The sequence below is a fragment of the Corynebacterium spheniscorum genome, from assembly GCF_900113445.1.
GTDB lineage: Bacteria > Actinomycetota > Actinomycetes > Mycobacteriales > Mycobacteriaceae > Corynebacterium > Corynebacterium spheniscorum.
Genome location: NZ_FOPJ01000008.1, coordinates 88,317 through 114,210, shown reverse-complemented (window position 1 = coordinate 114,210; position 25,894 = coordinate 88,317). Strand labels below are relative to the sequence as shown.

The 25,894-nt window shown below is 57.2% G+C and carries 24 protein-coding genes; 12 read left to right on the top strand and 12 right to left on the bottom strand.

From position 1 onward, the window contains the following. From BMZ01_RS07425 to BMZ01_RS07410, 4 genes are all read left to right on the top strand, one after another. Window positions 1–384, top strand: a 384-nt coding sequence (locus tag BMZ01_RS07425) for an LPXTG cell wall anchor domain-containing protein (protein WP_143067472.1), incomplete at its 5' end; no start/stop codon positions are given. Between the two features lie 313 nt (window positions 385–697). Then, entirely contained in the window at window positions 698–1,585 is an 888-nt protein-coding gene (locus BMZ01_RS07420) for an ABC transporter ATP-binding protein (protein ID WP_092286006.1), read from the top strand. A gap of 3 nt (window positions 1,586–1,588) precedes the next feature. After that, a complete protein-coding gene (locus tag BMZ01_RS07415) occupies window positions 1,589–2,323 on the top strand; it encodes an ABC transporter permease (RefSeq protein WP_092286004.1) in 735 nt (244 codons plus the stop codon). A gap of 3 nt (window positions 2,324–2,326) precedes the next feature. Beyond that, window positions 2,327–3,064, top strand: a complete 738-nt coding sequence (locus tag BMZ01_RS07410) for an ABC transporter permease (RefSeq protein ID WP_092286002.1) — start codon at window positions 2,327–2,329, stop codon at window positions 3,062–3,064. Window positions 3,065–3,201: 137 nt separating this feature from the next. Here the strand turns inward: BMZ01_RS07410 and BMZ01_RS11555 are convergent, their stop codons facing one another. From BMZ01_RS11555 to BMZ01_RS07390, 5 genes are all read right to left on the bottom strand, one after another. Next, window positions 3,202–3,534, bottom strand: coding sequence for a helix-turn-helix domain-containing protein (locus BMZ01_RS11555; RefSeq protein WP_092286000.1), 333 nt, complete (start codon window positions 3,532–3,534; stop codon window positions 3,202–3,204). Window positions 3,535–3,815: 281 nt separating this feature from the next. Further along, on the bottom strand, window positions 3,816–3,971 hold the full coding sequence (locus tag BMZ01_RS11195) for a hypothetical protein (protein WP_177180112.1): 156 nt from the start codon (window positions 3,969–3,971) through the stop codon (window positions 3,816–3,818). A gap of 120 nt (window positions 3,972–4,091) precedes the next feature. Beyond that, a complete protein-coding gene (locus tag BMZ01_RS07400; RefSeq protein ID WP_092285998.1) occupies window positions 4,092–5,219 on the bottom strand; it encodes a glutamate--cysteine ligase in 1,128 nt (375 codons plus the stop codon). A gap of 61 nt (window positions 5,220–5,280) precedes the next feature. After that, window positions 5,281–5,907, bottom strand: a complete 627-nt coding sequence (locus BMZ01_RS07395; RefSeq protein ID WP_223845900.1) for a LytR C-terminal domain-containing protein — start codon at window positions 5,905–5,907, stop codon at window positions 5,281–5,283. Between the two features lie 198 nt (window positions 5,908–6,105). After that, the gene (locus BMZ01_RS07390) at window positions 6,106–6,363 is read right to left on the bottom strand and encodes a DUF3263 domain-containing protein (RefSeq protein ID WP_092285996.1); all 258 of its coding nucleotides are present in this window, start codon (window positions 6,361–6,363) and stop codon (window positions 6,106–6,108) included. Here BMZ01_RS07390 and BMZ01_RS07385 point away from each other — a divergent pair. The 4 genes from BMZ01_RS07385 (at window position 6,362) to cls (ending at window position 10,560) form a co-directional block, all read left to right on the top strand. Next, window positions 6,362–6,958 carry a peptide deformylase gene (locus BMZ01_RS07385; RefSeq protein ID WP_092285994.1) on the top strand — a complete coding sequence of 199 codons (597 nt, stop codon included), beginning with the start codon at window positions 6,362–6,364 and terminating at the stop codon, window positions 6,956–6,958. The genes BMZ01_RS07390 and BMZ01_RS07385 overlap by 2 nt on opposite strands. A 5-nt stretch (window positions 6,959–6,963) precedes the next feature. Next, complete coding sequence (locus BMZ01_RS07380; RefSeq protein ID WP_177180111.1) at window positions 6,964–8,094, top strand: N-acetylglutamate synthase, CG3035 family; 1,131 nt, start codon at window positions 6,964–6,966, stop codon at window positions 8,092–8,094. A 67-nt stretch (window positions 8,095–8,161) separates the two neighbouring features. Next, on the top strand, window positions 8,162–9,019 hold the full coding sequence (locus BMZ01_RS07375) for an exodeoxyribonuclease III (RefSeq protein ID WP_092285992.1): 858 nt from the start codon (window positions 8,162–8,164) through the stop codon (window positions 9,017–9,019). Between the two features lie 44 nt (window positions 9,020–9,063). Next, the gene (cls, locus tag BMZ01_RS07370) at window positions 9,064–10,560 is read left to right on the top strand and encodes a cardiolipin synthase (RefSeq protein WP_092286038.1); all 1,497 of its coding nucleotides are present in this window, start codon (window positions 9,064–9,066) and stop codon (window positions 10,558–10,560) included. A gap of 38 nt (window positions 10,561–10,598) precedes the next feature. Here cls and BMZ01_RS07365 read toward each other — a convergent pair whose 3' ends face one another. The 4 genes from BMZ01_RS07365 to BMZ01_RS07350 form a co-directional block, all read right to left on the bottom strand. Then, entirely contained in the window at window positions 10,599–11,831 is a 1,233-nt protein-coding gene (locus tag BMZ01_RS07365; RefSeq protein WP_092285990.1) for a multidrug effflux MFS transporter, read from the bottom strand. A 271-nt stretch (window positions 11,832–12,102) separates the two neighbouring features. Further along, complete coding sequence (locus BMZ01_RS07360) at window positions 12,103–12,870, bottom strand: hypothetical protein (RefSeq protein WP_092285988.1); 768 nt, start codon at window positions 12,868–12,870, stop codon at window positions 12,103–12,105. Next, window positions 12,870–13,844, bottom strand: coding sequence for an ABC transporter ATP-binding protein (locus tag BMZ01_RS07355; RefSeq protein ID WP_092285986.1), 975 nt, complete (start codon window positions 13,842–13,844; stop codon window positions 12,870–12,872). The genes BMZ01_RS07360 and BMZ01_RS07355 overlap by 1 nt, the downstream gene beginning before the upstream one ends. Window positions 13,845–13,890: 46 nt before the next feature. Further along, window positions 13,891–14,418, bottom strand: coding sequence for an NUDIX domain-containing protein (locus BMZ01_RS07350; protein ID WP_092285984.1), 528 nt, complete (start codon window positions 14,416–14,418; stop codon window positions 13,891–13,893). A 141-nt stretch (window positions 14,419–14,559) separates the two neighbouring features. Here BMZ01_RS07350 and BMZ01_RS11190 point away from each other — a divergent pair, with 141 nt between their 5' ends. From BMZ01_RS11190 to BMZ01_RS07330, 3 genes are read left to right on the top strand one after another with little or no spacing between them, the layout of a single operon-like run. Beyond that, the gene (locus BMZ01_RS11190) at window positions 14,560–16,299 is read left to right on the top strand and encodes a hypothetical protein (protein WP_177180110.1); all 1,740 of its coding nucleotides are present in this window, start codon (window positions 14,560–14,562) and stop codon (window positions 16,297–16,299) included. After that, window positions 16,299–17,474 (top strand): glutamate ABC transporter substrate-binding protein, encoded by a 1,176-nt coding sequence (locus tag BMZ01_RS07335; protein ID WP_092285980.1) that lies wholly within the window; start codon window positions 16,299–16,301, stop codon window positions 17,472–17,474. The genes BMZ01_RS11190 and BMZ01_RS07335 overlap by 1 nt, the downstream gene beginning before the upstream one ends. After that, window positions 17,475–20,363, top strand: a complete 2,889-nt coding sequence (locus BMZ01_RS07330) for a serine/threonine protein kinase (protein ID WP_177180109.1) — start codon at window positions 17,475–17,477, stop codon at window positions 20,361–20,363. It begins immediately after the preceding gene. 110 nt (window positions 20,364–20,473) lie between these two features. Here the strand turns inward: BMZ01_RS07330 and BMZ01_RS07325 are convergent, their stop codons facing one another. The 3 genes from BMZ01_RS07325 to pta form a co-directional block, all read right to left on the bottom strand. Beyond that, window positions 20,474–20,704 (bottom strand): hypothetical protein, encoded by a 231-nt coding sequence (locus BMZ01_RS07325; RefSeq protein WP_092285978.1) that lies wholly within the window; start codon window positions 20,702–20,704, stop codon window positions 20,474–20,476. A gap of 262 nt (window positions 20,705–20,966) precedes the next feature. Then, window positions 20,967–22,160, bottom strand: a complete 1,194-nt coding sequence (locus tag BMZ01_RS07320; protein ID WP_092286034.1) for an acetate kinase — start codon at window positions 22,158–22,160, stop codon at window positions 20,967–20,969. 104 nt (window positions 22,161–22,264) lie between these two features. Further along, complete coding sequence (gene pta / locus BMZ01_RS07315; protein ID WP_092285976.1) at window positions 22,265–23,653, bottom strand: phosphate acetyltransferase; 1,389 nt, start codon at window positions 23,651–23,653, stop codon at window positions 22,265–22,267. A gap of 641 nt (window positions 23,654–24,294) precedes the next feature. Between pta and BMZ01_RS07310 the strand changes: the two genes are divergently transcribed. Beyond that, the gene (locus BMZ01_RS07310; protein WP_092285974.1) at window positions 24,295–25,656 is read left to right on the top strand and encodes an FAD-dependent oxidoreductase; all 1,362 of its coding nucleotides are present in this window, start codon (window positions 24,295–24,297) and stop codon (window positions 25,654–25,656) included. The last annotated feature ends 238 nt before the right edge of the window (window positions 25,657–25,894 follow it).

Sequence of the window (25,894 nt, the reverse complement as noted above, 5' to 3'; positions counted from 1 at the left end):
GAAACCGGCACCGCGCTGCCGACGACGACCGAAAGCAGCACCACAGCACCAGTCGAACCCGAAGAGACCACCACCCCGGCTCCTGGATTCGACGCCGGCTCCCTCATCCTGCCCGGCCTAGCCCTCGGCAGCATGGCGCTCGGCTCCTCCGGCAGCAGCAACGGCTCCGCACAACCGGCACCTGCACCGACCCCGAATCCCGCCCCAAACGCTGACCCCAGCAAACCCGCAAAGGGCGCACAACCTGCCCAACAGCAACCAAAGCGCACCGGCACCCTAGCTAACACCGGCGCCAACAGCACACTGACCCTAGCCATCGCATCGATGCTCAGCGTCGCAGGCCTCACCGTACTGCTCGCCGCACTACGCCGCCGCAACACCTAAACGACTCGCGTTCTAAAACGCCGTATCTCGCACACCGCGGGGTGCGGCGTTTTCTGCCCTAAACCCTTGCTTTAAGCACCTTAAAAACCCGACCAACACCAACCTCGCGCAGAGGCCCCGGCCCCACACACGGGCCTCACCCCACCGGCACACGCCCTGACACACCCCCAACTCCCAACCCCCAACAAACACGAGCACAAAACACCACACCCTGTTAGGAAAGTAAATATTCCATAACAAACCTACCCAGCGGTCTTAACACGAGTTACCCTGGCTAAATCGAAAAAACTAACCACGCATTTAGGCACCCAGGATGAACGTTGTAACTCTTAAAAGCCTCAGCAAAAGCTACGGCAAAAAACAGGTCGTGCAGGATATTTCCCTCACCATCCCCCAAGGCGCAATCTTCGGATTCATCGGCCCCAACGGCGCCGGCAAATCCACCACCATGAAGATGATCCTCGGCTTGGTGCCTCCTACTAGCGGCAGCATCCACCTCTTCGGTGAGGATCTCAGCACCCAATCCCGCAGCACCCTGGTCTCCAGCATCGGCGGCATGATCGAAGAACCCTCCGGCTACGCACACCTCACCGCCACCGAGAACCTGAAGATAGTGCAATCCCTCCTGCACTTCCCCGCCGAAAACATTGACTGGGCCCTCGACATCGTGGGGCTTCAAGAGGCAAAGAACCAGAAGGTCGGCACCTTCTCCCTCGGCATGAAACAACGCCTCGGCATCGCGCTTGCCATCTGCCGCAAACCTTCCCTTTTAGTGCTCGACGAACCCACCAATGGTCTCGACCCCTATGGCATTGAAGAGATGCGCGCTCTCATTCTGCGCCTCGCCAAGGAAGAAAATGTCACCGTCATGGTGTCCTCCCACGTGCTTGCCGAGTTAGAAAAAATCGCCACGCACTTCGCCATCATTAATAAAGGCCGCATGATCTTCCAGGGCCAAAGAAATGAACTCTTTGATCAACACGCCCCAGCGCTGTTCATTAGAACCAACCACATCCCAGAAGCCTTAGCCGCCATCCCCACCGCTACCGCCGTGCTCGAAGGGATCGAAGTCCCCGCCATCGCGGAAGAAGAAATCCCCAAGGTCTGTGCCACCTTGCTTCATGCCGGGGTGGACTTCTATGAGGTCTCCCGCCCACACCAAAGCCTCGAATCCATCTTCATGCAGCTCACGGGGCATTAAACCATGAACACCACCGCCATTTCCCACGAGCTCTCTAAAGCCCGCGCCACCAAAGTGCCCTTCATCAGCCTCAGCGCCGGCATCGCCATCGCCGTACTCGCCACCTTCTCACTCTGGGCTGGCAGCGGCGATAGCGCCTACCGCACCTACCCCGCCGTCCTTCTCTCCTCAGCATTCTTCAGCGCCCTGATCTGGCCAATCATCGGCGCGGTCATTGCTTCCCGCCTGGCCGATATCGAATTTTCCAACCGCGGCTGGCTCTTCATGGTCACCTCCGGAAGCAGCGTGCGTACCCTGCTATCCGCCAAGGGCCTCGTCGGAGCACGCGCCTTAGCCCTCGGGGTATTCACCCAAAGCCTCACAACCGCCCTGATCTGCACATTAGTCCACGTCAAGCAAGCGATCCCCGGCCCCTGGGCGCTCTATTTTTGCTGCATGTGGGCCACCACCACAGTCTTCTTCCTCGCCGCACTCTTATTAGCCTGCGCAGTGGAATCTCAACTAGCCACCCTCATCTTCGGCATCAGCAGCGCCTTCATCTGCGTCTTCGCATTCCTGCTGCCCACCCACTTCTTCCGCTTCATCCCCTTCGGCTACTACGCCCTCCCCTTACCCTTTACCCAAAGCGAAGGCAGCATCACCGCCACCGAGGTGCACTACCTCCCCTTCTTCATCTTCCTGCTGATCAGCGCCATCCTGTGGCAGGTTGGCTCCCGGCAACTCAAGATTTGGAGCTAAGGCATGTTCCACAGCGAAGCACTAAAACTCAAACGATCCTGGGTCTGGATAATTTGCCTAATCATCCCCCTCTTATCAGTCACCCTCGGGGCCCTAAATTTCGCCCGCAACCAGGAACAACTCGACAGCGGCTGGATCTCCCTAAGCTCCCAAGCCGGCCTGTTTTATGCGCTAATTTTCTTCAGCGTCGGTAGCGCGATCATCCTCTCCACAATCTGGCGCCCAGACTTAAATAAAAGCAATTGGAATGGCGTGCTCTGCTGCTACCAACACCCCTGGCTGGTCTTTGCCATAAAAGCCCTCATCGGTGCAGCACTGATCATCCTCATGCACCTCATTTTCCTGATACTCACCCTCGCCACCGCCTGGCTGCTCGGCGTGAAAGACATCGATCTTGGCGCACTCGCTGCCGATTCCTTGGTCGTCTTCATCGCCGCCTTCCCCCTCGCAGTTTTCCAAAGCCTGCTGTCTTTCCTGCTGCGCAGTTATTCCTGGCCCATCGGCATGTGCCTCGTCCTATGCGTAGCGGGTTTCGCGGTGGTCAGCAGCGACTCCGTAGGCTTCCTCATCTACCTTCTCCCCCAAGCGCTTGCCGCCTACGCTATCGCCGCGCCCTCCGCAGCCTTCGCGATCGGCAGCGCCAGCACACACCTCATCTCCCAATGCTTCGGCGCAGCATTAATCCAGGTGATCGCCTATTTTGGGTTCACCATCGCCCTTTTCAAACTCCGCCAACGCTAAGAGCCCGCAGGCACATACACCACCGGCGAATTGACCTTCATTTCTAGAGCTATCTGCCACTGGAACCCACCATCACTGGCGTAGCGGACCGCACACAATATGGTCCTACGCCAGGTTCCGGAAGCGGTAGCCCCAGGTCATAGCCCTAAGAGATCCTTCGGACTCAAGGCCTTCACTTTTAGCACTGCTCCTTGGGGCGCGCTAAAAACCCAGTGGTTGAGGAGGCTCCGTCCGTTCTTGGAAGATAACAGTATTCGCCGCCGCCCCTCAGGGGTATCGCTAGGCAGATCCCGGACTTGAGCGAGCAATTCAGCAAGCCGCTCCTCGTTCGGAGGAGACATGCGCCTCCCCCTCATCCAGTTATGCACCGACCTCCTAGAAACACCAAAAATACGGCCGATTTGGTCAATGGTAAGCCCAGAAAGCTCCTTCAACTCTTTCACTAACTCTGCAGTGTCGGATCTCGGCATGAGCGTCTTCCTCCACGTTCTTAGATGATTCCCCCGCGTCGAACTTTGTGCTTTTGGTCATCGGCTTTGGCACTAACTGAAGCACACAAACTCCGCCCCCCCTCAGCCTCGGCAGGAATACCCAGCTTTGACGCTCAACTGCTGGGCTTCCTACGCACAGAAAAAGGAGGGCGGAGTCTGCGTTACAGGCATGGGGCTTTGCTCGAGATCCGTCTTCCCTCGGTCGGCAGCTTTCACTGCGGCGGGGTCAACGGGGCTGGGCTTAGCCACACGCTGTAGGTCTAAGAGCTGAGTTTGGGGATATAAATCCCGCTGGGGCGCTCATCAAAGGGTGGTTCATTAAAGAGCGGGTCGAGGAAGAGGTTGTGGAGGATGAACTCATTAAGCCAGCGAGTGGCCATCAGGATCGGGTCTTGGAGGATCAGTATTAGGTTCATGGTGAAGCGCTACCTCTTTTCTTGCCTAGGGGTGTGAAGCTCATGCGCTTGCGCACCAAGGTTAGCTAGAGGAAAACACTTTGAAAAGAGGCTCTTTAGCTGTAATCGTTTCAGCAACACCTAGGGCCAGGTGAGCTCATCCAGTTCCGCGCAGGTGGCATCCACAACCTCAAGCCACGAACCAGTTTCCTCATAGATCTTGCGTTGGCGCTGGTAGAGCGCCCCGCGGTCCAGGATCTCCAATACTGAGCGCAATTCTGCTTCGCACTGAAATTCCTTAGCGATGGGTGTCAGGGTGTCCACCAGCTGCGCAAGCTCATCGCGCACCCAGGCTTCTTCAGTATCACGGTTGGTAATCACCAGGGCATCAAGCCCATAGCGAGCACCCCGCCACTTATTTTCTTCCACATGCCACGGCTGCAACACCACCGGGGTTTCCCCGCTGGCCACCTGGCGATCCAGATGCACCGTGAGGCAATGCGTGAGCGCGACCAGCCCGGCAAGTTCGCGAAGGTTACTGGTGGCATCGCTTACCCGCACCTCAATAGTTCCCCACTGGCCGGCGGGGCGAATATCGAAGTGCATGGAGCCGGTGTGGTTAATCACCCCAGAGATGGACTGGTCTTTCATATAGGATTCCCACTCATCCCAGGTAGTGAATTGTGGGGGCAGCCCGGCGGTGGGCAGTTGTTGATACAACATGGTGCGATTAGAGGCGTAGCCAGTATCTTCCCCATCCCAGCCCGGTGAAGAAGCAGTCAGTGCTAAAAGATGCGGATAGTAGGTGGTCAGCGCATTAATCACCGGCCACACGCGGTTGCGATCCCCAATGCCCACATGCACATGCACACCCCAAATGAGCATCTGCTGCCCCCACCAACGGGTGCGCTCAATGATCTCAGCATAGGAGCCCTTTTCACTCACCGGTTGCTGGCGCACATCAGAAAAGGGATGCGAACCAGCACCAAAAAGTTTCAGGCCACGATCATCAGCGGCCTGCCGGATGGCGTGAACATCGCGGGCTAATTCGGCAACCGCCTCCCCAGTGGTGGTGCACACCCCGGTCACCATCTCAATGGTGTTTTGGAGGAATTCCTTTTCCAAATGAATCTCGGGGTCGGCTTTTTCGGCAGCGGCGATCACCTCCGCGGCGGCGGGCACGAGGTCGCGCGTAGTGGGATCTACCAGGGCTAGCTCCCACTCCACCCCCAAGGTGGGTCGCGGTGAGGCGTTGAACTGCTCAGTCATAATGTGGATTCACTACATCTTGGTCGCGGAGTGTGTTGGGCAGGGCACGCCACGGCGCGGCTTAAAGTGCAGGTGCGTTCACCAGCACCACAACGAGGGAATGAGGCCCCTCAGTTTCCTGAGGTAATTCCGGGATTCGTTCGCGGGCCACTCCACCAATACGGGTCGCTAATTCGCGGGCCTCATGTTCAGCTGCGGCATCCCCGGGGTTAAAGAAAACGGTGTTTTCGGAGAGGATGGTGTTCGGCAGGTTGCCCACTTCGCCGGCATGGTACTTCGGATCGCCGGTGAGTTTTTGGGATACCTGCGCAGCAAGGCCCTGTTGGGTGGAGTTATTCAACACATGGATGGTGGCTTCTTCCATGGGTGCTGCAGGGGTTTGTTCAGCACTGCTTTCTGCTGGTTGGGGTTGTTCAGCAGGGGAAGGTTGCGCGGGCGCCGGGGATTGTGGCGCTGCGCTAGCAGGGGCAGCGCTGCTAGTAACAGAGGTGGTACTAGAGGCTGCGTTATTGGCCGCTTCGGTGCGGCTCATGGAGTAGATCGCCCAGAGGGCAAGGAGGGCGGCAACGGCAATAAGCACCATTGCCAGGCCCCGAAGCGGGAGGTTTTGGACGCCGCTGCGGGGTTCATCGGAGTAGTCAGCTGGGGGTTCGGCCTGGGTATCGGGTTGGCGGTTGTGGGAGCTCACGGTGTGTGAATCATCCTTCCCTTCAGCGACTGAAGATTAATGGAGAGCTTAAAAACAATAGGCTAGCGCGCAATCACCTTTAAGCACAGCAGTCCCTACAGTTTAAACAGTGTGGTGCGGCATGCCGAACCCCGGGGTGAAGCGTCCAGGAATTTCTGCGCACCTTCGGGGACACCGATCTCGAGGAAGGCTCAAATGCTAGTGCTGCGAACGCCACGCTGCCTGGCGGCGATCCCGGAGCCTGCGCAGACGCGCGGTAAGCATGGGTTTTTTGGCGATCGCGGTGGGATCTTCGATGAGCTGGTTGAGGCGCTGGTAGTAGCGGACGGGGGAGATCCCGAGATGCTTGCGGATGGCATCTTCCTTAGCGCCGAGGCTTTTGGGTGCGCGCTCCTCGAAATTGAGGATGCGGGCATCCATCTCATTGAGCTCATCCATGCCTACACTGTAGGCCATGACTATTCGACCAATTGTGATTCATGGCGACCCAGTATTACACAACCCCACTGAGGAAGTAACCGAGCCAATTAGTGAGCTCCAGGAGTTGATCGCGGACATGTATGAAACCATGGAAGCCGCGCATGGGGTGGGGTTAGCCGCCAACCAAATTGGTGTGAATAAAAGGATTTTTGTGTACCACTGCCCCGATGATGAAGGGCATTTACATCGCGGCTGCATTATTAACCCCGTATTAGAGACCTCCGAGATCCCCAAAACCATGCCGGCTGATGATGGCAGCGATGATGAAGGGTGTTTATCGGTACCCGGGGAAGGCTGGCCGACCCCGCGCGCGCAGTGGGCGAAAGTCACCGGCTTGGATGAACACGGCGAGCCAGTGGAAGTGGAAGGCACCGGGTTTTTAGCGCGCTGCTTCCAACATGAAGTGGGGCACCTGGATGGGTTTTTATATACCGATGTGCTGGTGGGGCGCCATAAGCGGGCTGCGAAGAAAACCATTAAACGCAATGGTTGGACCGAAGCCGGATTGACCTGGATGCCGGGTGAGGACCCGGACCCCTTTGGCCATGACCTGGCCGAAGAGGACGCATAAAACTGATGGGTTCCTTGCACGGGGTATTTCGCTCCGATGAACCTGCCATTGGCGACCGCGTGGTGGTGCGCCGCATACTGCCGGATACGCCGGGGCATTTATCCGATGTGATTGGGCATGTGATCAGTGTGGATCCGCTGCAGATCCGCCCGCAGTCGGTAGGTGGGTTTGTTTCTGATGCGCCGGTGATTGAGATTCCGCCGCAGCAGGTGAAGATTTTGAAGAAGCTGAGTCCGCGGCGGATCCGAAATTCGGATATTCGTGCGCTGGAGCATGCCACCGCGCGGGCCTTCCCCGGGATTGAGCACCGCTGGGTGGGGCCGTGGTTATTGCGGGCTGGGGATGGTGTGACGGAGCGGTCGAACTCGGCTGCGCCGTTGGGGCCAACGGCGGCGTTTGAGCAGGTGCCCTTGGCGGAGATTTGTGAGTTTTATGAGTCTTATGAGTTGCCGGCGCGGATTTTGATTCCGGAGCGGATTGGGAATCCGGTATTAAGAAGGTTGACGGCAATTGAGCGTGCTGGGGGTGCTGGTGGTTCTGAGGGTGGTTCTGGCGCTGGCGCCTTTGGGGGTTCCTGGCGCCTGGGCCCGGAGATTATTGTGATGGTGCGCGACTTACTCGGCGGCGTGGAGGCCGAGGATGAAGAGCTCAGCGCGCTGCTTCATAAGCTGCGGGAAGAACAACAGGGCATTCGCTTCCAGATTGATGATCAACCCGATGATGAGTGGCTAAGCCTCTACCATTTCCGCGGGAAACCTTTGCCCACCAAGGCCCTGGAATTATTGCGCACCCGCATTGAAGGGCAGATGGCTTTTGGGCGATTGGTCAATGAGGCTGGGGAAACCCTGGCGATTACCCGTGGGACTTTAACCCGGGGTGGTTTTGAGGATCCCTGTGATGCTGATGATCCCCTGCTGTTGGGGTATTCCGCGGTGGAGGTGACACCGCAGTGGCGGCGCCGGGGGTTGGGTACCCGCTTGGGTGCCGAGATGATGGCCTGGGGTGCTGCTTGTGGTGCCGCGCAGGTGTATTTGCAGGTCATTGCCAGCAATAAGGCTGGTATTGGCTTGTATCACAACCTGGGTTTCCGGGAGCATCATCGGCATCGCTATGCCGAGCAGATCACCTCCGAATAAAAATTGGAAATACATATCGCCAACCTGCTCTTCCCCGCATTGCGGGGTGGTAGGTAGGCTATGATCCATGCGCTTGGCCACTTGGAATGTCAATTCCGCGCGAACACGGAAACAGCACATTGTTGACTTTTTGAAGCAACGTGACATCGACGTGTTAGCGGTGCAGGAAACTAAATGCCAGGACAAACAATTCCCGGCAGAACTTTTTGAAGACTTAGGCTACGCGGTTGCCCACGTAGGGGTTAATCAGTGGAATGGCGTGGCTTTACTTTCCCGCGTGGGTCTAGCTGATGTGCAGCGCAGCTTCCCTGGGCAACCGCGCTTCCACAAAGATGCTGATGCCCCACAGGAATTAGAACCCCGCGCCGTTGGCGCCCTCTGTGGTGGGGTGCGGGTGTGGAGCCTTTATGTACCCAATGGCCGCAGCATTTTTGATCGGCATTATGACTACAAGCTGCGCTGGCTGTATGCCCTGCGCAACCATGTGCGCCAGGAATTAGCAGCAGAGCCCGAGCAACTCATGGCTTTAGTGGGGGATTTCAATGTGGCCCGGCGCGATGAGGATGTGTGGGACCGAGAATTCTTCCGCGGGAAAACCCATGTGACCCCCGCTGAGCGCGTGGCTTTAGAAGACCTCATGGATGCCGGGCAACTGCGCGATATTGCTGGGGAGTTAAGCAAGAACTCCTGGACCTATTGGGATTATCAGAGGTTTCGTTTTGATCGCGATGAGGGCATGCGCATTGATTATCAGCTCGCCTCCCCGGCTTTAGCGAAGGTGGCGGTATCCGCGCAGGTGGATAAGCAGGCACGCGCTGCCCAGAAGGCTTCTGATCATGCGCCGGTGATTGTGGAGTATGAGGTGCCGAAGACCCCTCGGGGTTCGGAGGGCACTGCAGCTTCTTCATTTGACTCTGAGGATTAAGGGAGCGCGATGCAGTGAGTACTTCGCTCCAGATCAACTTGGAGATGTGGCAGACCATTGGCCTGATCATCGACTATGCGATCAAGATCGTGGCCATTGGCTTTGTCCCAGAAGGACGCCGACCTAGTTCCTCAACTGCCTGGTTGCTCGCCATTTTGCTGCTGCCTTTTATTGGTTTGCCGCTCTTCTTGCTGATGGGCAGCCCCTATATCAATCGGCGTCGTCACCGCATCCAACAAGAAGCCAACCTCCTTATCCAAGATGTCCAAGCTGGCGTGCCGGATCATCCCCCAGCTGTACAACTCAGCCCCGCCCAACAATCCGTGGTGGCCTTAAACCGCAGACTTACCCGTATGCCCGCGGTCGCAGGCCTCAACCTGGGGTTATGGACAGACTATGACCTCACCATTAGACGCATGGCCGAAGCCATTGATGGTGCCAAAGAATATGTGCACGTAGAGATCTACATCATGGCCTGGGATGACACCACCGATTGTTTCTTCCGCGCCATGGAAAATGCGGTGAAACGCGGGGTCACCGTGCGCCTACTCTTTGATCAAGTAGGCAGCCTCAAATACCCCGGCTATTGGAACCTAGGGCGAAGGCTCACAGCCATTGGGGTGAACTGGGAAGTCATGTTGCCGCTTCGCCCCTGGAAGCTGCGCTTCCGCCGCCCGGATCTACGCAACCACCGCAAAATGCTCATCATTGATGGTGAACGCGGTTTCTTGGGCTCCCAGAACATGATCGACCGCTCCTATTTGGTGAATAAACACACCAAGGTACGTCGCCAATGGATCGATGCGATGGTGGAGTTAGAAGGCCCCATCGTCAGCTCCATGGACATGGTGTTTGCCACCGACTGGTGCCAAGAAACCGAAGAGGCTCTCACGCTGCCGAAGCAAAAACTTCATCCGGAATTAAGCTATGAGGCGTTGAGCTCTTCCGATGCGATTTCCACCATTGAAGATGTCAATATTTTGCAATTAGTGCCCTCCGGGCCGGGATATTCCACCGAACCGAACCTGCGGATGTTTACCTCCCTGGTGCACCACGCCAAGGATCGTTTGGTGCTGTGTAGCCCCTATTTCATCCCGGATGAGTCCCTGCTTGAGGCCATTACCACCGCCTGTTACCGCGGGGTGCAGGTGGAGCTTTATGTTTCGGAAAAAGCCGATCAATTCTTAGTGCATCACGCGCAATCCTCTTATTATCGGGCACTCCTAGAAGCCGGCGTAAGGATCTTCCTTTTCCCCGAACCCTACGTATTGCACACCAAGTTCATGCTCTCTGATCCGGATACTGAAGGTGGCGAACCAGTAGGCGTGCTGGGCTCCTCAAATATGGATATGCGCAGCTTTGGGTTGAACTACGAGATCTCTTTGATGGTCAGCCACGGCAATCTCATTGATGAACTCAATGAGCTCACCACCGCTTATCGCCGGGTGTGCCGGGAGCTGACGGAAAAGGAATGGGCCCAGCGCAGCTACCTGCGCCGCTATGTAGATAATGTGGCGAAGCTGACCTCCGCGCTTCAATAATCCGCGCTCCAATAAACGCCGCAGCCCCCGCTGCTCCGCTACTCCCCGCTTCCCATCCCACGGCGCGCCGCCACACGCCCGCCCATCACGGTGCCACATAAAGCAATGCAGGCAGAGACCAACATCCCCAACCCCATCGTCAAGGTCGGGTTCGAACCCAACCCCATCAGGGGACTTAAAAGCGCGGCTAAGAAGAATTGGCTAAAACCCATCAAGGCCGTTCCCGAACCAGCGCGCGCCCGCACATAACCGGTGCCCACCGCCATGGCATTACCCATCACCATGCCGATCTGGCTGACCGCAATAAAAAGCAGAGGCAAAATCAACACCGCGGTGGGTTTACTTAAAGCCGTCACCACAATCAGCGCACTCGCCACCGCCATTACGCTGAGTGCTGTGCGCAGAATCTTCGCCGGAGCAATACGATCCACCAGCCGCGCATTCAACATATTGCTGGCCATCAGCCCCATCGCGTTTACCCCGAAAATAATGGAGTACACCTGCGGGCTAAGCCCCAAATGCCCCTGAATCACAAAAGATGATGCCGCAATATAACTAAACATCACCGAAAAACTGAAGCCAAAGGCCACCACATACCAGCGAAACACCGGATTACTCAGCACATAATGGTAATTCGCCATAATGCCGCGCACACTCGCCGGACTGCGCTCCTCCACCGGCTTCGATTCGCGCACTAAAAATAGTGGCACCGTCAATTGCAGCGCCGCGATCCCGGCTAGCACCCAGAACAACCCCCGCCAACCAATCGGCTCAAGCAAAAAGCCACCAGCAATCGGCGCCACAATCGGCGCGATCGCCTGAATCGTCATCAGCAGCGCAAAACCCTTCGCCGCCTCACGGCCTTTCGCCAGATCCGGCACCACCGCACGCGCCAACACCACGCACGCCCCGCCACCTAAACCTTGCAGCAAACGAGTCACAATCAAGGTGGTCATATCCGGCGCCACCGCGCACCCAACCGAGGCCATAAGCTGCAAAAAGGCGCCCGCAATCAGCAGCCCCCGGCGCCCCAGGGAATCCGAAATCGGCCCAATGATCAGCTGCCCCACCCCGAGCCCCAGCATGAACCCGGACAAAGTCAGCTGCACCATCGCCGGGCTGGTCGCCAGGTCGTCCACAATCACCGGCAGCGCCGGCAAATACATATCCGTCGCCAACGGCCCCGACGCCGAAAGCAGCGCCAGCCCCGCCAACAAAGGCAAGGTCAGCGCTTGTTTCGGCTGGCTACGATCCGCAGGTTGAGTACTCATCACATTCACTTAGTTACACAAAAAGACCAGGGAGAGGTATTCAGCTAATATACCCAGGGCTTTCCCCGAGATCGGCGTGCCCCCGGGCATCAGCGCTACTAACGGTTCGCACAAGGCCCACGCTATGCCACACCTCATGGGTGTTTCCGGCCTGGGTAGGCGGATGGAATAACGCACCCCTCAAAAAACCTTCACCCTGCACACACATGTGCAGGGTGAGGGGGTCGGCCAGCTGTGGCTATCTCCGCATGGGTCTCAGGAGGGTTAGCGTTTAGGCATCGCGGCGCTCCAAAGCCACTATGCCCAAAATCAAGAGGCCGAAAGCCCAGGCTGCGAAATACCCCAAAGCGGTCCAGGTATTCAGCGCAAAATCTGGTGGGAAGCTCTCACCCACAAAGCGATTAAGAATCCCGAAGGGTACCCACTCGGAGATCTTGTCACCCCACTTCGGGATGAAGGATAAAGCGATCTCCAAGATGGCGAAGAAGAGAATGAAAATCCCCACCGCACCCGCGGTTTGGCGCAGAATCCAGGCCAAGCCTTGAGCAAACGTTGCCGTGAGTGCAGTAGCTACCGGATAGCGCCACATCACCCGCAGCGCAGCCTCATCATCAAAGGGGTTGAAGTCCTTCGCCACCGGAGATGGCGAGACGAAACGCACAATGTACAGCGCAATCAGCACCGTAATGAAGGTCAACGCGGCCACAATCAGCACGGTCAATAGCCACTTGGCTAAAGCCACCATCCAGCGGTGCGGGTTCATTAAGAAGGTCACCGATTGGTAGTTATGACGATATTCCGCCGTGACCACCATGATCGCTAATACTGCGATGGCAATAAAGCCCATCACCCACATCATTGCCACCACGGTGTCTGCGGCGGGTGGTGGCGCATCCGGGGCATCGAAAGCTGGGGACCTGGATACTAGGAATGCACCCATGAGGGAAACGAAGACGAAGGCGAAGCTCGCCCACCAAAAGCCGCGGGTGGTGCGCAGTTTCGACCATTCAGAACCTAGGGTGTGGAAGAAGGCACTCATTATTTGGCCTCCTGTTCTTTAGCAGCAGCTGGGACAAGCCCTTGCCGATAGTGTTCTGGTAGGTCAGCGTGGTGTTCCAAACTATCGCCTGTCATTTCCATAAATGCGTCTTCCAAGGAAGCCTTTTCCAAACGCAATTCCTTCACCAACACCCCATAGCTATAGGCCAGGGCGCCGATATAGTCCGTGCTTTGCTGCGGAATGACGAACTGTCCGCGCTGCTCTTCATCTACCCGGGTTGAAAACTCAATGCCCTCGCTCTTAAGCGCCTGGGCGAATTCCAATGGATGCTCGGTGCGCACCACCACAGTAGATTCAGAATGTTGGCGGATGAACTCATAGGTTGAACACTGCGCCACCAACCGGCCACGCCCAATAACCACCAGATCATCAGCGGTTTGGGCCATCTCTGACAGCAGGTGAGAGCTCACCAAAATGCTACGGCCTTCACTAGCCAAGCCCCTTAAGAGGCCACGGACCCAACGGATGCCTTCTGGATCCAGGCCATTGACTGGCTCATCCAGGATCAGAACTTCCGGATCACCTAGTAGCGCGCCAGCTAGGCCGAGGCGTTGCCCCATGCCTAGTGAGTATCCGCCAGCAGGTTTCTTTGCCACATCAACCAGCCCCACGAGGGCCAGGACTTCATCTACGCGGCTAGTAGGCAGCCCATTGGACTTCGCCATCCACCGCAGGTGATTAATCGCCTTGCGGTTAGGGTGCAGCGCTTTAGCATCAAGCAGTGCCCCAACCTTGGTCAACGGCCGCGGAATATCGCGATAACGCACCCCATCAATGGTGGCGCTTCCGGCATTGGGATTATCCAAGCCCACAATCATCCGCATGGTGGTGGATTTTCCAGCGCCATTGGGCCCTAGAAAACCAGTTACTACTCCGGGCTTGACGGTGAAGCTTAAATCATCGACCGCTCGGACTTTGCCATATATCTTGGTGAGTCCGTTGACTTCAATCATGACTTATACAGTGCCACAACTTGGCATTCTCATGGATCTTGAGTTCCTAGAGGTGCTTGGCTAGGTGTTCTTTCAAAGTCGCCAAAGAGGCCTCGAATGCAGGCAATAAAGGCAGGTTTTTTAAGTCTTTGAAAGCCACCCACCTTAATTCCAAGGATTCTTCGTTAGCGGTGGTGTCGATTTCTTCCCCGGAGCTCGTGCGCGCCAATACTGTCGTGTAGCTCCAACCCACAGGTTCCCCATCGGCCATCGCGGCATCTTCTCCCGGCGTAAACGGCCCGCAGGTGAGGATTTCTTCTAATACCTCAACGGCTGTGGGATCAATGCCCGCTTCTTCGACGCTTTCGCGCACTGCTGCTTCCGCGGCGCTTTCGTGGGAGTCTCGTGCTCCACCAGGAAGTCCCCAGGTGTTTCCTTGGTTAGTCCAGGGAGCTCGGTGTTGGAGGAGCACCTTGATTTCTTCTAGGTCTTGGTCTGGTGCTGCGGCCAATAGCATTAATCCAGCGGCCCCATAGCGTCCCCATACTTTGGTGCCTTGAGGTCCTTGTGCCCAACCGTCGCCGTCTCCACGCATGGTTTCTACGCTAGCGCTCTCTACGGTTGGCGGTTGAAGACTGCCCCCGTTTGTTTGGTGCTTAAGGGCCCTTCACACCTAGGAATACTGCTTTCAGGTGCTTATCCACATTTGATCCACAATTGCAGTTATCCTTAGGCAATGACCAGCGCGAAGGATTCCGTGGCCAATGAGGGGCAGAACTCTGCCCTTTCCGCTACGCCTTCGACTCCTTCTAGTCGTTCTCGACGCTCTAAAACTCGAGATACGCGGACGGTTCGTCGCACCAAAGTCAGCACCGCGACGCATGGCTCACGACGTGCTTGGCGTAAAGCTGAGGCACGGGCGAAGAATAATCCTGGCTCCAGCATGAGTGATGCAGAGCTGCACGATAATTGGCTTGATCAGGTCGCGGTGGAGGAGCCAGCTGGTGGCCACCGTCCGGTGTGGAATCGGGTGTATGAAACCTTCGGTTTGCCGATTATGTGGCTACGCCGAGGCTGGACCTTCGTATCCACCACACCAGGTAAAATGGTGACCTTAACGTTGATCCTGTCCATCGCAATTTTGGCTGCCGGCTATTCAATGGCGCAATCAGCGGATCAACGTCGCCAGTCCTTAGATGTGCTGGTCAATACCACCGAGCCTATGAGCTACTCGGCGCACAACCTGTACACCTCTTTATCCCTCGCAGATGCGATCGCTACTACTGGTTTTGTGCAATCTGGGGTAGAAAATGCAGAAACTCGGGCGCGCTACTCCAACTCCATTGATCAGGCAGCTATTGCTACGGTGCGTTCGGCTTATGGCACCGCGAGTATGAACTCACGCGCCATGGAGCTGATCACCACCATCCAGCGGGAGGTCCCGGTCTATACCGGATTGGTGGAAACCGCGCGGGCTAATCACCGCATCGGTAACCCCGTCGGTACCGCCTATATGGCAGAAGCTTCTGACCTGATGCGGTCGCGGATTCTTCCGGCGGCAGCTGAACTTTTTGAGATTTCTTCGCGGCAGGTTTCTGACTCCCAAAAGTCTTTGAGCCGTCCACAGTGGATTCCGCTTTCTGGTCTTGCTGCTGCTTTGTTATTCCTACCGTTGGCGCAGTGGTGGTTGTGGCGAATCACTAGGCGGCGCCTCAACCGTGGTTTTTTGGTGGCTACAGCTTTGATGGCGGTTGCGATGGCCTGGGTCTCAGCGTCGAATTGGATGACCTGGCAGGCCGGTACCAGAGGCTTCGAGGAAGCCAGTATGCCCTGGGATTCCTTAACGAACTCCCGCATTGAAGCGCACCAGGCGCGAACCTCGGAAACCTTATCGTTGGTGCGCCGCCAATCAGTTGAATCCACCGCACCAGCACTGGGCTTAGCACCAGGTGAAGATAGTCTGAAACCCGGCCAAAGCGGGGAGATTAATCAAACCGATGGTGCTGCCCCTAGTGATCCGACTACCTCCTTATCCTCCGGGGCGGTGAGCTTCGATGAAGCATGGCTTTCGGTGGAGAGCGCCCTCAACGATATGGAGGCTGCCGATACCACGGCTTCGCCGAAGGAAGTGCACGCCGAAATTGAGCGAGCCCGGGAAGCTTTGCACGCTTGGGAGGATGCGCACCATCGCCTCGTTGATGCCATTAATGAGGGGGACTATCAGCAGGCGGTGGACATCTCCACCCGGGTTGATGGGCCCATCACCCATGGTCAGCCCACCGCAGCGCAATCCTATGCGCGCTTAGATGCCTCATTATCGCGGCTCATTTCTGAAGCCCGCACCACCATGCGCTCTTTCATTAATGATGGTTTGGCGGCAACAAACCTCGTGTCGCGTGCAGTGATGATCCTGAGTTTGCTGTCGGTCGTTGCTATTTGGATGGGTATTCGCCCGCGTTTGCAGGAGTATCTGTGATGAGAAAAACCCATCCGCATCGCATCTCCCTCCTCGCCGCACTATTGGCGCTGAGTATGGGGGCAAGTACCTTGAGTGCTTGCTCGGAGAAACCTCAATCACCGAGTGCCAGCCCGCAGGATAATGCCAGCATGCAAGAAGCTTCCCGATGGCAGCGGCTACGCGAGGCCTTGCGTTTCGGTGACGCCCCAGAAGAAGCACTCAAGCCCTGGGATTCTGAAGATACTCATGCCGAAGTGCACGGTCCCCCCCTTCCGCCGGATGCGATTGTGGAAAAAGCAGGTGAGATTTCCGCGCTATTCCCAGATGGTGAGGAACGCCCCGCTCCTTTGGGGTCTTTAGCACCACAGGAAGGCGCTGATCCGCAGGATCTCATTCCCCGGATTGTGGCCCGCGGACGACTAATTGTGGGGGTGGATAATTCCCAGTACCTGTTGAGCTTCCGGGATGCTCTCAGCGGTGAGCTGCAAGGCTTCGAAGTGGATCTCGCTAGAGAGGTCGCACGGGATATTTTTGGGGATCCTAGCCGCGTCGATTTCCGTTTCGTGGCCAGCAATGACCGTCTCGAAGCCCTAAAAACTGGGCGGGTCGATGCGGTGGTGCGCACCATGACTATTACTCGAGATCGCCAATCATTAGTGGAGTTCTCCACCCCCTACCTACGGACACACACGCGTTTAGCGGTGCCCTTGCAATCAGATATCCAAGGGGTCGAGGACTTAGGCGGTAGAAGTGTCTGCATCACAGATAATTCAACACTGCTGGAATTATCGCGCCGACTAGCCCCAGAGGCTGTGAAACTGCGGGTACGCGGCTGGGCTGATTGCTTATTAGCGCTTCAGCAGAACCAGGTGGACGCGATTATGAGTGACGATGCAATCCTGGCGGGAATCATTGCTCAAGATCCGCACACCCAGATCGTCGGTAGGTCCCTAAGCGCAGAGGAATACGGGATTGCGGTGGCCCGGCCCTTGGAGAACCCCGAATCCCATGGGTTGGTTCGCCAAATTAATGCCACGCTGGAACGACTGCAGCGAGATGGCACCTGGGTGCGCCTGCATCACCAGTGGCTTGGTCCGGATCATCGTGACGCGAAACCTTATCCTCCTCAGTATCGTGAGGAAGAAGTAGATACTCCCGAGCAGCCCGGCGACAGTGGAGAGGAGGAGCATTAAATGAGCCCCCGTGCTGATCATGATGCTGCGCCCTGGCCGGGAGATGAGGACTTCCCCACTGGTTCCAGCGCGCATTCTCCCGGCGATCAATCCTCCTCCGCCAACCCCGGGACCGAAGCAGTCCTCTTCGACCCCTTCGCGGAGGATGACGATGAAGACGACATCGATGTGATGGCCTTATTGGCGGCCGATAATTTCGGGTTGGGCCCCTCTAATACTGATGAAGAATTAACGCCTAAAGCCGGGCCTCAAAAACGCCCGGATTTAGAAGATTTAGATGAGATCTTAGCTGGCCTCCCTCTCCCCCAACCCACGATTTCTGGGGCTTCCACAGCAGGAATCTCCCAAGCTGGCCCAGCACTGCACGGGGAAGAATCAGAGCCCAGTCAAAGCGGAGCTGCGCAAACACTCCCACCACTAGGCCCGGGGCTTAAACCAGGGGTTTCCGCCCGCGATGCGCGCGCCGCAGCTCAACGCGCCAGTATGCAGGGGGCCACAAAAGCTGGGGCGGCTGATGCGGTTGGTCTGCCTACCGCGGGTACTGCCCACGACTTTGATGATGATGCCGCCGAGCGACCTACCCAACCAGGTGGCCACCACCAGCCCTTAGCGCAGGCCGTTCCGGGGATACCCACGGCATCAACTCAAGCCGGGGGTTTTAAGACAGATGCTTCCGCCGACACGCAACCGCCTGGTGCGGATGCACTTTCGCGCTTAGATACCAGTGAACGTTCCCGGCAGGAAGCTTTGTCGACCTTCCGTGAACGCCGTGGCGCTCACCGCGTCGGCCGAACCGTAGCTGATGGCATGGTGCACCTGCCCTTTGTGGGGCTCACCCAGCCTTCTGCTGCCTTAAAAGATCCGGAGTCTTTAGCTAAAGCCGCCAAGGATAAGAAGATTGGGCCGCCACAACTGCATCGCGGCGATATTGTGGCTGAGCAGTACGAAATTTTAGGGGTTATTGCTCATGGCGGAATGGGCTGGATTTATTTAGCCAATGACCGCAATGTGTCTGGCCGACTCGTCGTGCTCAAAGGAATGCAGTCCTCCGCGAGTGCTCATGATCAAGGTGCCGCCCAAGCAGAACGTGAATTCCTAGCAGATATTACGCACCCCGGCATCGTGAAGATTTATAACTTCATTGATGATCCTCGCGTCGCCGGTGGGTTCATTGTCATGGAGTACGTGGGTGGGCCTTCGCTGCGGAGTCGGCGCAATGTATTGCCCAATAAGGTGTTTGCCCCGGATATCGCGATTGCGTACATCTTGGAAATCTTGCCGGCGTTGGATTACCTGCATTCCCGTGGGGTGGTTTATAACGACCTCAAGCCAGACAACATCATCATCACCGAAGACCAGGTGAAGTTAATTGACCTTGGTGCCGTGACTGGTATCGGGGCCTATGGCTACATTTATGGCACCCGCGGTTTCCAAGCCCCCGAGGTCGCTACTGCCGGTCCGAGTGTGGCCAGCGATATTTACACCATTGGTCGCACCCTGGCAGCTATGACGGTTCGCCTTCCGGTAGTTGATGGTGCCTATGCAATGGGTATCCCTTCGCCTTCAGAAGAACCCCTATTCCGGCGTTATCTCTCTTTTTATCGCCTCCTGCGCCGCGCCACCCATGAGGATCCGACTCAGCGCTTCCGTGATGTCGGCGAACTACAAACACAGCTTTTCGGAGTGCTACGCGAGATCCTTGCGGTGCGCGATGGTGCGCAGTTCCCTGCCCAGCACTCCTTGTTCTCCCCGCAGCGTTCAACCTTTGGCACTAAGCACCTGGTTTTCCGAACAGATCAGCTCATTGATGGGATTGATCGCACGGTGCGGATTACTTCCTCCGAGGTAGTCGGCGCGCTGGCTGCGCCCTTGATTGACCGCAGTGACGTGGGTGCAGCGATGCTTTCCGGTTCTTCCTATGCCGAGCCGCAAGAAGCTTTGGAAACTTTGCGCCAAGCAATGAACACCGAAGAATATGAGCATTCCGCCGAAATTCCTTTAGGTGTGGTGCGGGCACTCTTGGATCTGGGGTTCACCGCCCAGGCTCGTGCCTGGTTGAAGTCTTTGGAGCCTCGCTTAGGCCCTGATTGGCGTTTCCAGTGGTATTCCGGGATTACTGATCTGCTGATGGAGGATTATGCCAACGCCCAGAAGCACTTCAACCGAGTACTTAATATTTTGCCCGGTGAGGCTGCCCCTAAGTTGGCTTTAGCTGCTGTCGATGAGCTCTTATTACAGCAGCTAGGGCACCATCATGCGCCTCTGCTTGACGATGAAACCGCGCGTGCTGCCTCCGGGTTGTCCTCTCATCTTGATGAACTAGACAACAAGCACTTCGTGGAAATGTCAGAAAGCTGGTCGCATATCACTTTGGACCCGCGGGTACTGCGCTTCCATGCAATGCGGCTTTATGGGTTGGTGTGGGCGACTAACCCCACCACCGTGTCCTCCGCTTTCGGTCTTTCGCGCCAGTTGGTTGCGGAAGGCCAAACAGAGATGGCGGTCGCCGCGCTGGATAAGGTCTCCCAAGCCTCGCGGCACCACCGGATGGCGCAACTCACCACCATTTTGTTGCTGATCTCTGCGCAATTAACGGAATCCCGTATCCGGCGGGCGGCACGTCGCTTAGAAGGCATCCCCACCAATGAACCGCGTTTCTTACAGATCAAAATTGCGGTGATGTCAGCGGCACTCACCTTCTTACGCGACGCCAAAGTCGATGCCGCTGCCAGCCCTAATGATCTCTTTGAGTTTCCTTTTAATCAGCGTGGTTTGCGTGGGGGTTTGGCGGAAACCTTAAGGCAGCAGGCACGCCAAGCACCATTCGCACGGCACCGCTATGCCTTAGTGGATATGGCTAATCAAGTACGCCCCGCCACCTGGTGGTAAGCACGCGCGGGTAGCGACACCAGACCCCTTATCGGAGGCGCCAAACACGAACACTGCCGGCCTGGCGCAACAGCACCCAGCAGTGAGGGGTTTCAAAAGAGCTAGCGGGGTTAAGAAAAGGACTTCAGCAACCGGATACGGATCGCCTCAGCAACAATCACCACGGCACACAAGAAGGCGCCCAGGAAGAAGACGCCGCCGATGGGTGTGAAGCCGATCAGGCTCAGAACAAAACCGATGAGCAGCAACGTGAGCATGATATTCGAGGTGCGTCGAATATTGACGGGTTCTTGGGTTAATAACCCGCGGACAAATGAACCTCCCTGATAAAAAGCTGCCATGATCTAACCCCTTTGGGAACGCACCTATGTTGTGGGAATTACTATGCAGAATATTCCGGTATTCCGCGGCGCGCAATGCTTTCTCCCATATTTTCTTTATCGGTCTTGGTTAGCGGTTTCGCCCCAAGCACCCCTCGCGCACAAGCACCCCGCGCATACGCTCCCCACGCACACAAGTGCCCACGCGCACAAGCTCCCCGAAAACCAGAAATACCCTAGATATCTCTTCAGACATCTAGGGTATGAGCCCAACGAGCCGGTGTTATTGCTTTTCAGCTAGCTCCACCGCGTACTTGGCGATAGCCAATTCTTCATTGGTGGGAACCACAAACACCTTCACCGCGGAGTCATCGGTAGAGATCTCCCGCGGCCCATCATTAGGCGCAGCATTGCGTTCCGGATCCAGCTTGATGCCAAAGGCCTCCAAACCAGCCAGCGCGTCGGCGCGAACGAAGCGATCATTCTCACCCACACCAGCGGTGAAGGTAATGGCATTCACGCGACCCAGGGCGATCATGTAGGCACCAATGAACTTGCGTAGCTGGTGGATGTAGACGTTATAGGCCAGCCAGGCGTCTTGGTCTTCATCTTCGATCATGGCACGCAGCTCACGGAAGTCATTGACACCCGAAAGGCCCTTCACACCGGATTTGCGGTTGAGCAGCTCATCAATGTCATCAATGCTCATGCCGGCGGTGCGATAGAGGTGGAAGATAATGCCGGGATCAATATCACCGGAGCGAGTACCCATCACCAAACCAGCCAGCGGGGTCATACCCATGGTGGTGTCTACTGCTTCCCCACCGCGGATGGCAGCAGCGGAAGCACCATTGCCAAGGTGCAAGGTGATCTGGTTGACGGCACGTTCCGGCAACCCCAAAAGGCCAGGCACCTGTTGGGAAACATATTCGTGACTGGTGCCGTGGAAGCCATAGCGGCGCACACCATTTTGCATAGCCACCTCAGCATTGACGGCATAAAGCGCGGCAGCCGGAGGCATGGAGTGGAAGAAGCCGGTATCAAAGACCGCAACGTGCGGAATATCGGGCAGGATGCGGCGAGCAACCTCAATGCCATCAATATTGGCGGGGTTGTGCAGCGGCGCTAGGGGGATAAGGTCGCGGATCATGTCCACGATCTGGTCGGTGATGATCTCCGGTTGGCTAAAGAGGATGCCGCCGTGCACCACGCGGTGCCCCACTGCCTGGATCTTCACCTGGGTGGGGCCGCACCCATGTTGATCCATGAGGTCGAAGGAAAGCCGCAGGCCTTCGGCATGGTCCGGGATGGGCTCTTCCAGAACGTATTTCTCGCCACCGGCTTTTAAGGTGATACGCCCCATGGGCTCACCGATTTGTTCCACCAGGCCGCTTACGAAGGGCTCAGAGGTGGCGGTGGCGGCCAGCGGATCAAGCACCTGGAACTTAATGGAGGAGGATCCGGAGTTCAGGACCAAAGCGAAGTGGCTTTCCCCGGGGACACCATTGACCCCGGGTACGCCTGCTACTTCTGCTTCCGGCGTGGGTTGGGAGTTGGGGGTTGTGCTGGGTGCGTTCACTTCTACTTTCCTCCGGCCTGAATCGCGGTCACGGCAACGGTGTTCACAATATCGGGAACCGTGGCGCCACGCGAAAGGTCGTTGACCGGCTTATTCAGGCCCTGCAGGATCGGGCCAACCGCGAGGGCACCGCCGGTGCGCTGGGCGGTCTTATAACCAATATTGCCGGAGTTTAAGTCCGGGAAGATAAAGACATTGGCTTTACCAGCAACATCAGATTCGGGCATCTTCTTCGCAGCCACACCGGGATCCACCGCGGCATCGAACTGCAGCGGGCCATCCACCTTCAGATCCGGGTTCTTCTCACGGGCAACGGCCAAAGCCTCAGCGCAGCATTCCACATCCGGGCCAGCACCAGAGGTACCGGTGGAATAAGAAAGCATGGCCACCCGCGGTTCCATCCCGAACTTCGCGGCGGTGTCCGCGGAGACCACCGCGATCTCACCGAGTTGTTCCGGGGTGGGGTTGGGGTTCACGGCGCAGTCGCCAAAAGCCCAGAGCCGACCGCGCAGCACCATCAGGAAGATGGAGGACACCACCGAAGCACCGGGCTTGGTCTTAATGATTTGGAAGGAGGGCTTAATGGTGTGCGCGGTAGTGTGCGCGGCACCGGACACCATGCCATCAGCCATACCCTTGTGGATCATCATGGTGGCGAAGTAGGAAATATCTTCCATGGTTTCGCGTGCCTGCTCTAAGGTCACGCCCTTGGATTTACGCAGTTCTGCGAATTCCTCGGCGAAGTCTTCCTTGAGCGGGGAGGTCATGTGGTTAAGCACGTGCGCATTATCTAGGTGCAGGCCTAGTTGCTCGGCGCGGTTATTAATGGCGGCGGGATCACCCAAGATGGTGAGTTCGCAGATCCCCTGCTCAAGTAGTTGGTGTGCGGCCAGCAGGATGCGGTCATCATCGCCTTCGGGAAGCACGATGTGTGCGTTGGCGGCTTTGGCGCGCTCAAGGAGCCAATTTTCAAAAATCGGGGCCGACATTTGGGGTTCGACGCTGACCTTGAGGGATTCTTTAATAGCGGCAATGCCACTGCCATCGAGGATGGCTTCGGGGGTGACGGCCTTGGCAACCGTGGCGCCCAGGCGCTTGGCTTGGGCTTCGGCGAGCTGCACGTGGCGGCCCTGGTGGTCGATGAGCAGCAGCAGCGGCACACCTAAAGCAGCGGCGATTTCTGCGTCGAAGCTTAAGTTCAGGCTGCCTTTGATGAGGCTGGGGCCACCGGCGAGGGGATCCTGGGCGACGGCGGCGCCCAGTTCGGCTGGGTAATCATCGAGGTTGATGAGCTTCAACCCCAAGGCTTCGGCGATGGCGGCGGTATCTACGCCATCGAAGTTGCGGCCTACGGCGCTAAGCACCACGGAGGTGCTGGTCTGAGAGGTCATGCGCTACCTTCCCTTGGGTAGTTGAGCAACAGCGCCCTCCTGCGGCGCACCTGGGTGGCGGGGTGAGGCAGAGGACTGCTGCTTTCGCGTCCTCACCAGCATGCTTTTGGGGAAAGCGCTGCTGGTAAGGGGCGAACTATAGAGGTGTTATAAAAATTTTCACGCCAAAAAGACATTGCTGTCCTCTTTTTTGATGGGGTTCCAAGCATCACACTTAAAGCCCCGGCGCGCGGTCCCCCACAGTCTAGTCGCCAGCGCCACCCAAGGCATCTGAAACCAAAAAGGTTTTTCTCACTACTCCCAAAGAAAACCCAATAAGGCGCGGCCCCACCTGGGGAACGCCACCTCGCGGACACCTTCTATGCTCGCCGTTGCCAGGATCTCGAAAAGAGCCTAAATACCTGCCCTAAAACCTGTACACCTGTACATTAATTGCCCGCTGCGGCGGCGTGGTCCGGGCGCCTAACATAGGGGCGCTGGGGTGGCCAAGGTGAATACGCGGGGGAAGCGGCGCGGCATTACCCCCATCTATTACCCCACGTGGCGGGCGGAGGTTCTATCATCGCCAGGTAGACTCTCCCTGATATTGCATGCGCATTTTAAGTAGCTAGATCTCAGAACTGAAGGGAAACACCATCACTATGTCCCGTCCATTGCGTGTCGCCGTTATCGGCGCCGGCCCGGCTGGCATCTACGCCTCGGACCTATTAATTAAGTCTGACGTGGAGGTCCTAGTTGACCTTTATGAGCGGATGCCCGCCCCCTTTGGGCTGATCCGCTATGGCGTTGCCCCCGATCACCCGCGCATTAAGGGCATTGTGAAGTCCTTACATAATGTGCTGGATAAGGAAGAAATCCGGCTGCTGGGCAATATCAATGTGGGCGAGGATGTCACCGTTGATGAGCTGCGCGAATTCTATGACGCCATTGTGTTCTCCACCGGCGCAACGGGCGACCGCGACCTGGATATTCCCGGCTCTGAGCTGCCGGAACACCACGGTGCCGGGGAGTTTGTGGGCTTCTATGATGGCAACCCGGACTTTAAGCGCGGCTGGGATTTAACCGCCGAGCAGGTTGCAGTTGTGGGTGTGGGTAACGTGGCCCTGGATATTTCCCGCGTGCTCGCCAAAACCGCCGATGAGCTGCACGTCACCGAGATCCCGGACAATGTCTATGAGCACCTGGGCAAGAATGCCGCCCGCGAGATCCACATTTTTGGTCGCCGCGGCCCCGCCCAAGCGAAGTTCACCCCGCTGGAGCTCAAGGAATTGGATCATTCCCCCACCATCGAGGTGATTGTGGATCCGGAGGATATTGATTATGACGAGGCCAGCGAGCAGGCGCGTCGTGATTCCAAGTCCCAGGACCTGGTCTGCCAAACCCTAGAGGGCTATGCCATCCGCGAGCCCAAGGGTGCCCCGCATAAGCTGTTCATTCACTTCTTTGAATCCCCGGTGGAGATCATTGGGGAAGATGGCCACGTGGTTGGCTTTAAGACCGAGCGCACAGAGCTTACTGGCGATGGCGATGTGCGCGGCACAGGCAAGTTCACCACCTGGCCGGTGCAGGCGGTCTATCGCGCGGTGGGATACCGTTCCGATGCTGTTAATGACGTCCCCTTTGATGCGCAGCGCGCGGTGATCCCCAATGATGGCGGCCATGTGCTGGATCCAGATTCTGGGGAGATTATTCCGGGCCTGTATGCCACCGGGTGGATTAAGCGCGGGCCGGTGGGTCTGATTGGCAACACCAAGTCTGATGCCAAGGAAACCACCGAGATGCTGCTCAACGATTGGAAAGCTGGCGACCTTAAGCCCGCCGAAAAGCCGGAGCTCGATGCCGTGCTGGAGTTCCTCAACTCCCGCGATATTGCGGTGACCACCTGGGATGGTTGGCATCGCCTGGATGCCGCGGAGCGCGCCCTCGGTGAAGCCGAAGGCCGCGAGCGCAAGAAGATCGTGGAGTGGGATGACATGGTCGCCCACGCCGGTCCGCAGGACTAATCCCTCCTGCTCAACACCCTTGGAAGCATTTTTCCAAGGGTGTTTTCTTTTCCCTCAATCTCCTTGGAGTTCGGGGCTTGGGGCTTTATTCGAGATCGTGTGGCTGCGCTTGGGCAGACCCGTGTGCGGCTGGGCAGGGGGTTAAGGGAGACAAATGTGGGATGATTCACGTCCCCTCGCCCCTGATATTCTGTTAGCCTTAGTTCTAGTTACGGCTCCACGTACTCTGGTTAAGAAC

Bases quoted from the DNA above. Each gene is read 5' to 3' on its own strand.
- cls (WP_092286038.1), top strand. From the start codon at position 9,064: ATGTGGCAGACCATTGGCCTGATCATCGACTATGCGATCAAGATCGTG.
- BMZ01_RS07325 (WP_092285978.1), bottom strand. From the start codon at position 20,704: ATGGCAGCTTTTTATCAGGGAGGTTCATTTGTCCGCGGGTTATTAACC.
- BMZ01_RS07355 (WP_092285986.1), bottom strand. From the start codon at position 13,844: ATGATTGAAGTCAACGGACTCACCAAGATATATGGCAAAGTCCGAGCG.
- BMZ01_RS07365 (WP_092285990.1), bottom strand. From the start codon at position 11,831: ATGAGTACTCAACCTGCGGATCGTAGCCAGCCGAAACAAGCGCTGACC.
- BMZ01_RS07380 (WP_177180111.1), top strand. From the start codon at position 6,964: ATGGGTTCCTTGCACGGGGTATTTCGCTCCGATGAACCTGCCATTGGC.
- BMZ01_RS11190 (WP_177180110.1), top strand. From the start codon at position 14,560: ATGACCAGCGCGAAGGATTCCGTGGCCAATGAGGGGCAGAACTCTGCC.
- BMZ01_RS07360 (WP_092285988.1), bottom strand. From the start codon at position 12,870: ATGAGTGCCTTCTTCCACACCCTAGGTTCTGAATGGTCGAAACTGCGC.
- BMZ01_RS07390 (WP_092285996.1), bottom strand. From the start codon at position 6,363: ATGGCCTACAGTGTAGGCATGGATGAGCTCAATGAGATGGATGCCCGC.
- BMZ01_RS07410 (WP_092286002.1), top strand. From the start codon at position 2,327: ATGTTCCACAGCGAAGCACTAAAACTCAAACGATCCTGGGTCTGGATA.
- BMZ01_RS07375 (WP_092285992.1), top strand. From the start codon at position 8,162: ATGCGCTTGGCCACTTGGAATGTCAATTCCGCGCGAACACGGAAACAG.
- BMZ01_RS11195 (WP_177180112.1), bottom strand. From the start codon at position 3,971: ATGAACCTAATACTGATCCTCCAAGACCCGATCCTGATGGCCACTCGC.
- BMZ01_RS07415 (WP_092286004.1), top strand. From the start codon at position 1,589: ATGAACACCACCGCCATTTCCCACGAGCTCTCTAAAGCCCGCGCCACC.
- BMZ01_RS07400 (WP_092285998.1), bottom strand. From the start codon at position 5,219: ATGACTGAGCAGTTCAACGCCTCACCGCGACCCACCTTGGGGGTGGAG.
- BMZ01_RS07330 (WP_177180109.1), top strand. From the start codon at position 17,475: ATGAGCCCCCGTGCTGATCATGATGCTGCGCCCTGGCCGGGAGATGAG.
- pta (WP_092285976.1), bottom strand. From the start codon at position 23,653: ATGACCTCTCAGACCAGCACCTCCGTGGTGCTTAGCGCCGTAGGCCGC.
- BMZ01_RS11555 (WP_092286000.1), bottom strand. From the start codon at position 3,534: ATGCCGAGATCCGACACTGCAGAGTTAGTGAAAGAGTTGAAGGAGCTT.
- BMZ01_RS07335 (WP_092285980.1), top strand. From the start codon at position 16,299: ATGAGAAAAACCCATCCGCATCGCATCTCCCTCCTCGCCGCACTATTG.
- BMZ01_RS07385 (WP_092285994.1), top strand. From the start codon at position 6,362: ATGACTATTCGACCAATTGTGATTCATGGCGACCCAGTATTACACAAC.
- BMZ01_RS07310 (WP_092285974.1), top strand. From the start codon at position 24,295: ATGTCCCGTCCATTGCGTGTCGCCGTTATCGGCGCCGGCCCGGCTGGC.
- BMZ01_RS07420 (WP_092286006.1), top strand. From the start codon at position 698: ATGAACGTTGTAACTCTTAAAAGCCTCAGCAAAAGCTACGGCAAAAAA.
- BMZ01_RS07350 (WP_092285984.1), bottom strand. From the start codon at position 14,418: ATGCGTGGAGACGGCGACGGTTGGGCACAAGGACCTCAAGGCACCAAA.